Origin of the sequence: Megasphaera sp. NM10 (genome assembly GCF_000417505.1) — a bacterium.
Lineage (GTDB): Bacteria > Bacillota > Negativicutes > Veillonellales > Megasphaeraceae > Megasphaera > Megasphaera intestinihominis.
In genome coordinates this window covers 40595-47729 of sequence record NZ_APHY01000030.1, presented here as the reverse complement: position 1 = coordinate 47729, position 7135 = coordinate 40595, and the positions used below count along the sequence as shown (strand labels likewise).

The following is a 7135-nucleotide window of genomic DNA, read 5'->3' as shown; positions in this document are numbered from 1 at the left end:
TCGTCGATTAAATTAGATGCTTATAAGCCGCTGCGCGAAGTCGTCAGCGAAACCCTGCGCCAGGCCATCAAGGACGGCGTACTCAAACCGGGGGAACGGCTCATGGAAATCCAGCTGGCCGATGAACTCGGCGTCAGCCGGACGCCGATCCGCGAAGCCATCCGCAAATTGGAACTGGAAGGCTTCGTTGTCATGGTTCCCCGGCGCGGGACGTATGTCGCCGATATTTCCTTGAAGGATATCGCCCAGGTCTTCGAGATCCGCAGCGCCCTGGAAGAACTGGCAGCCGGCCTGGCAGCTGAACGGATCACGCCGGACGAACTGGAATACCTGGAACGGATCCTCGTCGAAATCAACGAATATATCGACAACGACGAATTCGATAAGATCGTCGATGCCGACGTCCGTTTCCATGACGTCCTCTATCATGCCAGCCGGAACCAGCGCCTCGTCGATATACTCAATAATCTGCGCGAACAGATGCTGCGCTTCCGCTCCATTTCCATGCACTATCCCGGCCGCCTGGCAGCGACGTGGGAAGAACATCGGCAGATGGTGGAAAACATTGCCGATCACAACAGTGCCATGGCCCGCAAAGTCGCCAAGAAGCACATGGAAAATTCCGAACGGACCCTGCTCAAGGGCATCAGCAAAGACGAAGAGTCGGCCCGGCGCGTTCATGAATTATTTCCGCACGGCGGAGAATAAGGAAAGGAAGCGACCATCGGATGGGACATTTTCTCTTGAACCATTTCCGCCATGTCCACGAGAAGTCGGAACATATGGATGACTTTGAAAACTTTTTGTATATCCTGACCTACATCTTGTTCGTCTGTCTGTTTATCCGCTCCCTGGTCGCCTTGTACATGGGACGCTGGAACTTGTTCTAAAACTATATTTATATTAAAGAGGGGTATTTTTTATGATGAAGACTTTTTCTCTTCCCTTTGGGAAGGGTACACAGACCGTTTCGCTCGATGAAGCACACGTATTGTATGACCTGCACGGCAATCCCGTCGATGCCGTAGCCGATGAACAGGAAGCCATCCGACAGGCTCTGCGCCACCCTATCGGCAGCGCACCGCTCAAAGACGTCGTCCAGGCCGGCGATACGGTAGCTATCATCGTCAGTGACATTACCCGTCTGGTCCATACGGCACAGATGCTGCCGGTCATCGTCGATGAATTGAACCAGGCCGGCGTCCGGGACGAACAGATTACCGTCGTCACGGCCCAGGGGACGCACCGGGCCCATAGGCCGGAAGAAGACGTCATCGTCTGCGGCGAAGACATGGTCAAGCGCGTCAAAGTCGTCAGCCATGACTGCCGCGATGCGTCGCAGCTGACCAAAATCGGGACGACGACGCATGGCAATGACGTCTATCTCGACTCGCACGTCGTCCAGGCCGATAAAGTCATCTTGACCGGCGCCGTATCCTTCCATCCCATGGCCGGTTTTGGCGGCGGCCGCAAAGCCGTCCTGCCCGGCGTTGCCAGCTATGAAACGATCATGCGCAACCACGCCATGGCCTTGACCGATACCTTTGGCGGCGGCTGCAATCCCCGATGCGAAACGAGTCTGTTGGAAGACAATCCCCTCCACGACGATATGAAACAGGCCGCAGCCCTGCTCAATCCCTGTTTTCTGGTCAACACCGTCTTTTCTGCAGACGGCGATCTCTATGAAGTCGTCGGCGGCCATTGGTACGATGCCTGGAAAAAAGGCTGTGACGACTTGCTGCACATCGCCAGCGTTCCCATCCAGGAACTGGCGGATATTACCATCGCATCGGCCGGCGGCTATCCCAAGGACATGAACCTCTACCAGAGCATGAAGGCGCCCATGAACGCCGTCTTCGCCACCAAGCCGGGCGGCACGATGATCCTGACCCTGGACTGCCCGGATATCAAAGAACCGGCCATCTTTACGGACTGGTTCTTCCGCAGCGACATGGAAGCCTTTGAAAGGGACTTGCGGGCAGACTTTTCCATTCCCGCCTTCGTCGCCTTCAAGTCGCACTGCATTTTCCGCTCCATGAAGGCGGTATACGTCGTCACGCGGCCGGAAAACTTCGACATCATCCGTCACAGTGGCCTCATCCCGGCAGCAACCCTGGAAGAAGCCTGGGAAAAAGCGCAGGCCGATCTGCCGGAAGACTACAAAGTCACTGTCATGGGCCACGCCGCCGCCACTTTCCCCGTTCGGCAGTAGGGGCTTGTCCTGTTCGGCACGCTTGTGGGACGATCGTGTTCGTGGTTCGTAGCATATACCCAAATGCTCATACCCACGATTCACAGCGGGTCGCCTTTTAGGCGACCCCTACGGAAAAAGGCACTGTCTTCATGTGACAGTGCCTTTTATGCTCTACGGTTATACGTTTTACCATATTTATTACGTTTGTGCATGTATTAAAATGACTAAACTGTATATCTTTTTTTTACAATTTCCAAGACAAATGGCACCTTGTGTACTATAATATTCATAATTCACGAGAAATAGTTGCAATAAGTGAAATGATGGTTCCATTTTTCATTAAAAAGTAAAGGGGTTCTTACAATGAAAGAATATAATCCGGTTACAGCTGAAGTCATCGACGCTTTGAAAGCCGTCGTCGGTGATAAATATGTAAAGACCGATGCCGATGTCCTGGACATCTATAAATCCGATGAAAGCCTGGCACCGTCCTTCTGGAAGACACCGGAAGTCGTCGTCCTGCCGGCTAATACCCAGGAAGTTTCGGAAATCATGAAGATCGCCAACCGCTTCGACGTCCCGGTCACGCCGCGCAGTGCCGGCACCAGCGTCAGCTGCGGCGCCGTTCCGGCTTATAAAGGCATCGTCCTGCTCATGGAACGGATGAACCACATCATCGAATTGAACGAAGATGGCATGTATATGACCGTCGAAGCCGGTGTCCGCACTATCGACATCCAGAATGCAGCCCGCAAAAAGGGCCTGCTCTACGCCGGTGACCCGTGCAGCTCCGACAGCTGCCTCATCGGCGGCAACTTGGCTACCAACGCCGGCGGCAACAAAGCCGTCCGCTATGGCACGACGCGCCACCAGGTCTACTCCATTGAAGCCGTCCTGCCGACGGGCAAGATCGTCAACCTCGGCGCTACTTTAAAGAAATGCTCAACCGGCTTCTGCCTGGACCAGCTTATCATCGGTTCCGAAGGAACCTTGGGCATCATCACCAAGGCAACGTTGAAGCTCGTTCCCTTGCCGCCGTATAAACTCGACGTCCTGGCCGTCTTCACGGACCTGGCCAAGGCGACGGCTCTGGTACCGAAACTGATTAAAGCCGGCCTCAACCCGACATCTGTCGAATTCATGGATAACAACTTCGTCCGCAGCGCCAGCGATTACAGCGACTTGAAACTGCCTCACTACGAAGATGGCTGTTATGATATCATTTCCATCGAAACCTTCAATGAAGACGAATTGGACGATAAAATGGAAAAATTGGCCGCTGTCTGTGAAGAATGTGGGGCTACGGACATCGTCGAAGCCGACGACCGCGTCTGGAAAGTCCGCCGCAACTGCCTGGAAAGCACGCGCGTCTTCTCGAAAGTCGCCACGTCGGAAGACTTGGTCGTTCCGGTCACGAAAATCGCCGACTGCATCCAGACCCTGGTCAAGGAAAGCAAGAACTACGATTTCCGCGTCTTCTGCCTGGCCCACGCCGGTGACGGCAACCTCCATTTCCAGATCCTCAAATGCGATATGAGCGACGAAGACTGGGAAAAACAGCTGAAGGAATTCCGGACCAAAGCGTATAAATACGTCTACGGCTTGGGCGGCCGCCTGTCCGGTGAACACGGCATCGGCTTGAAGCGCCTGAAATACATGGAAGAATATACGGATCCGGCCGAATTGGACCTCATGAAGACCATCAAACGCGCCGTCGACCCGAAATGGATCCTCAACCCGGGGAAAGTCATCGAAGAAAACTAAATAAGTTTAAGTTGTAGGGGCGCCCACGTGGGGCGCCCGTTTACGTTATCATGCGACAGAACGAAAGGCTCCCCTGATAGGGGAGCTGGCCGCCGAAGGCGGTCTGAGAGGTTTACTTAAACGTATTACTTTAAACTATAAAGAAACAGCTTAAAATTATAAATTAACTATTGGACAATGGCAGCCTTTTTATGTTATACTAGTAGTACATAAAACGATAATTAGTATCAAAATATAAAAAGGAGATGTTATGATGAACGCCATTGTTGTGTATTCTTCTCAGACCGGACGTATTGAACAAATTGCACATGCCATCGCCGCAGGCCTTCCGCAGGGGACGCCCTGCGTCAGTGTCGACGACATGCCCGATGACTTTTCATCGTATGACTGCGTCTTTGCCGGTTTTTGGATCGACGAGAACCAGGCGGACCCTAAAGGGCAGGAAGCGTTGAAGAAAATCGGCAACGACCACGTCGCCGTCTTTGCCACGCTCTACGACGATCCCTATTCGGATCAGGCCTCCAAGCACCTGCGCAGTGCCGTAGAGCTCCTCGAGCCTGACAGCGGCGTCATAGGGACGTACGTCGCCTGGACGGACAAGGACAAGTACATGCATCGGCCGGAAGCGGGGGAAGACCTGCACCTGGACCGGGCCAAGGCCTTTGCCCAGGATACACTGAGCCGCCTCAAAGGCCAGTAAGCTGCAGAAAAGGCGCTGTCGCATGAAGACAGCGCCTTTTTTATGCTGTAGGGGACGCCCATAGGGCGTCCCGCCTTGAATTATGTGCATTCCCTTACCATGACGAATGACTCGCGGTAAAAAAGCTTGCCATCATCCTAAATGGCCTGTATCTGAATCTCACAGCGGGCCGCCCTTTGGGACGGCCCCTACTACAGACGGCGGATGCTCGTTACGAGGGCGTCCCGCCTGATAGCAGCTACTTTCGTTCGAGAATCTCTTTTTTATAAGCTTCTGCGCCTTGTTCCGGGCTGATATAGCCTTGTTCTGCCATCAAGGTCAGGACTGTTTTCTGCCGGGCTTTGGCGGCGTCGTAATTTTTCAGGGGATTATAGTAGGTCGGCGCCTGTACCAGGCCGGCCAGCATGGATGCCTGGGCCAGGTCCAGTTTTTCCGGCGTCGTCGTGAAATACGTCCGGGCCGCGTCGTCGATGCCCGTGGCGTTGGCGCCGAAATAGGCTGTATTCAAATAGATTTCCAGGATTTCATCTTTGCTGTAGTAATGTTCCAGCAAGAAGGCCATGACGAATTCCTGGGCCTTGCGGGCCATGGTCCGGTCCTGGGAAAGGAAGACATTCTTGACGACCTGCTGGCTGATGGTGCTGCCGCCTTCGACGGTCTCACCGGATTCGATGTTGACCAGGACGGCCCGGATGATGCCGATCGGGTCGATGGCACCGTGGTCGTAGAAGCGGCGGTCTTCCGTGGCGACGACGGCATGCTGCATGGGCTTGGAAATGGCGTTGATGGCTACGTAGACGGGGATTTTCTTGATCTTGTTGTCCATAGCTTCGTGGAAGTGCAGGTACGGATAGATCCGGATTTCCAGCGGCCGCAGCGGTGCCGGCCAGCTTCCCTGCGGTTCCTTTTCTTCTTGGAGCTTGGCCGCCGTCTCGACGGCAGGCTTGGCCGTTTTCGGCGCGTCGAAGAGCAGGTTCCAGCCGGCACAGATGGCAAAGGCCAGGGCAAAGATGGCGATGTATTTTAGTTTCATTGAATTCCTCCTACTAAACACTTTTATTATACTATACTTTGCAGGGCGAGGGAATTGACAGGCCTGTTAAAAAAAAGTTTGCAAATTTTTTATGCAAAATACTTGCATAATATTTCAACTGGGTGTATACTATCAAACGTAGACAGAAACAAACACAAATCAATCGCTTTGGTTCATCAGATAGAGGAGGAAATCATCATGAGTAACACGAAAAAAGATATTAAAAAAATTGTCCTGGCTTATTCCGGCGGCCTCGATACGTCGGTCATCATTCCCTGGCTGAAGGAAAACTATCCTGGCGCCGAAGTCATCGCTGCCTGCGCCGACGTCGGCCAGCCGGACGACTTTGAAGCCATTGAAAAGAAAGCCTATGCTTCGGGCGCTTCCAAAGTCTATGTCATGGACATCAAAAAAGAATTCATGGAACAGTACGTTTGGCCGACGGTCAAAGCCGGTGCTGTCTATGAAGGCAAATACCTCTTGGGCACGTCCTTCGCTCGGCCCCTTATTTCCAAGAAACTCGTCGAAGTCGCCAAGAAAGAAGGCGCCGATGCCATCGCTCACGGCGCTACAGGCAAGGGCAACGACCAGGTCCGCTTTGAATTGACCGTCAAAGCCCTGGCTCCGGAAATGACCCTCATCGCTCCCTGGCGGATGTGGGACCTCAAATCCCGTGAAGACGAACTGAAATACGCTGAAGCCCACAACGTCCCCATCGACTATCAGTCCGAAGAAAATCCCTATCCCTACAGCATGGACTGGAACATCTGGCACCTGAGCCATGAAGGGGACGACCTGGAAAACCCGGCCAATGCCCCGAAAGACATGGTCTACATGGTCACCAAGACGCCGGAACAGGCTCCGGATGCTCCGGAATACGTCAAGATCGACTTTGAACAGGGCGTCCCTGTTGCCGTCAACGGTCAGAAACTGGGTGCTGTCGAACTCATTACGGCCCTCAATGAAATCGGTGCCCGCAACGGCGTCGGCATCGTCGATATCGTCGAAAACCGGCTGGTCGGCATGAAGAGCCGTGGCATCTATGAAAACCCGGGCGGTGCCATCATCATGTATGCTCACAGAGAATTGGAATACCTCTGCCTCGACCGCGACACGTATCACTATAAAGAAAATGTGGCCAACAAATTTGCCGAACTCGTCTATGACGGCAAATGGTTCTCGCCGCTCCGCGAAGCCCTGTCGGCTTTCGTCGATGAAACGCAGAAGACCGTTACCGGCCAGGTTACATTGAAACTCTATAAGGGCAACATCATCAGCGCTGGTTCTACATCGCCGTACTCCTTGTACAACGAAGAATTCGTCACCTTCGGCGAAGACGACGTATATGACCAGACCGATGCCGAAGGCTTCATTAACCTCTTCGGCCTGCCGCTCAAGATGCGGGCCCTCATGAAACAGCACGTAGAAAAACAGGGTAAATAAG

7 protein-coding genes are annotated in these 7135 nt (G+C 53.5%); 6 read left to right on the top strand and 1 reads right to left on the bottom strand.

The window, feature by feature from the left end; translation table 11 throughout:
• Positions 1-6: 6 nt before the first annotated feature.
• The 5 genes from NM10_RS06430 to NM10_RS06415 all read left to right on the top strand — a co-directional run bounded on the left by NM10_RS06430 (position 7) and on the right by NM10_RS06415 (position 4658).
• Positions 7-708 (top strand): GntR family transcriptional regulator, encoded by a 702-nt coding sequence (locus NM10_RS06430; RefSeq protein WP_051132238.1) that lies wholly within the window; start codon positions 7-9, stop codon positions 706-708.
• Positions 709-728: 20 nt separating this feature from the next.
• Positions 729-890, top strand: a complete 162-nt coding sequence (locus NM10_RS14015; protein WP_014015072.1) for a hypothetical protein — start codon at positions 729-731, stop codon at positions 888-890.
• Between the two features lie 32 nt (positions 891-922).
• Positions 923-2212, top strand: a complete 1290-nt coding sequence (gene larA, locus NM10_RS06425) for a nickel-dependent lactate racemase (RefSeq protein WP_020310781.1) — start codon at positions 923-925, stop codon at positions 2210-2212.
• Positions 2213-2557: 345 nt separating this feature from the next.
• Positions 2558-3958 (top strand): FAD-binding oxidoreductase, encoded by a 1401-nt coding sequence (locus NM10_RS06420; protein WP_020310780.1) that lies wholly within the window; start codon positions 2558-2560, stop codon positions 3956-3958.
• 253 nt (positions 3959-4211) lie between these two features.
• Positions 4212-4658, top strand: a complete 447-nt coding sequence (locus NM10_RS06415) for a flavodoxin family protein (RefSeq protein WP_020310779.1) — start codon at positions 4212-4214, stop codon at positions 4656-4658.
• 238 nt (positions 4659-4896) lie between these two features.
• Here NM10_RS06415 and NM10_RS06410 read toward each other — a convergent pair whose 3' ends face one another.
• Positions 4897-5691, bottom strand: a complete 795-nt coding sequence (locus NM10_RS06410; RefSeq protein WP_020310778.1) for a transglycosylase domain-containing protein — start codon at positions 5689-5691, stop codon at positions 4897-4899.
• 198 nt (positions 5692-5889) lie between these two features.
• Here NM10_RS06410 and NM10_RS06405 point away from each other — a divergent pair, with 198 nt between their 5' ends.
• Positions 5890-7134, top strand: coding sequence for an argininosuccinate synthase (locus NM10_RS06405; protein WP_020310777.1), 1245 nt, complete (start codon positions 5890-5892; stop codon positions 7132-7134).
• The last annotated feature ends 1 nt before the right edge of the window (position 7135 follow it).

Coding starts and splice junctions, on each gene's coding strand:
- NM10_RS06405 (WP_020310777.1), top strand. CDS start 5,890: ATGAGTAACACGAAAAAAGATATTAAAAAAATTGTCCTGGCTTATTCC.
- NM10_RS14015 (WP_014015072.1), top strand. CDS start 729: ATGGGACATTTTCTCTTGAACCATTTCCGCCATGTCCACGAGAAGTCG.
- NM10_RS06420 (WP_020310780.1), top strand. CDS start 2,558: ATGAAAGAATATAATCCGGTTACAGCTGAAGTCATCGACGCTTTGAAA.
- larA (WP_020310781.1), top strand. CDS start 923: ATGATGAAGACTTTTTCTCTTCCCTTTGGGAAGGGTACACAGACCGTT.
- NM10_RS06415 (WP_020310779.1), top strand. CDS start 4,212: ATGAACGCCATTGTTGTGTATTCTTCTCAGACCGGACGTATTGAACAA.
- NM10_RS06410 (WP_020310778.1), bottom strand. CDS start 5,691: ATGAAACTAAAATACATCGCCATCTTTGCCCTGGCCTTTGCCATCTGT.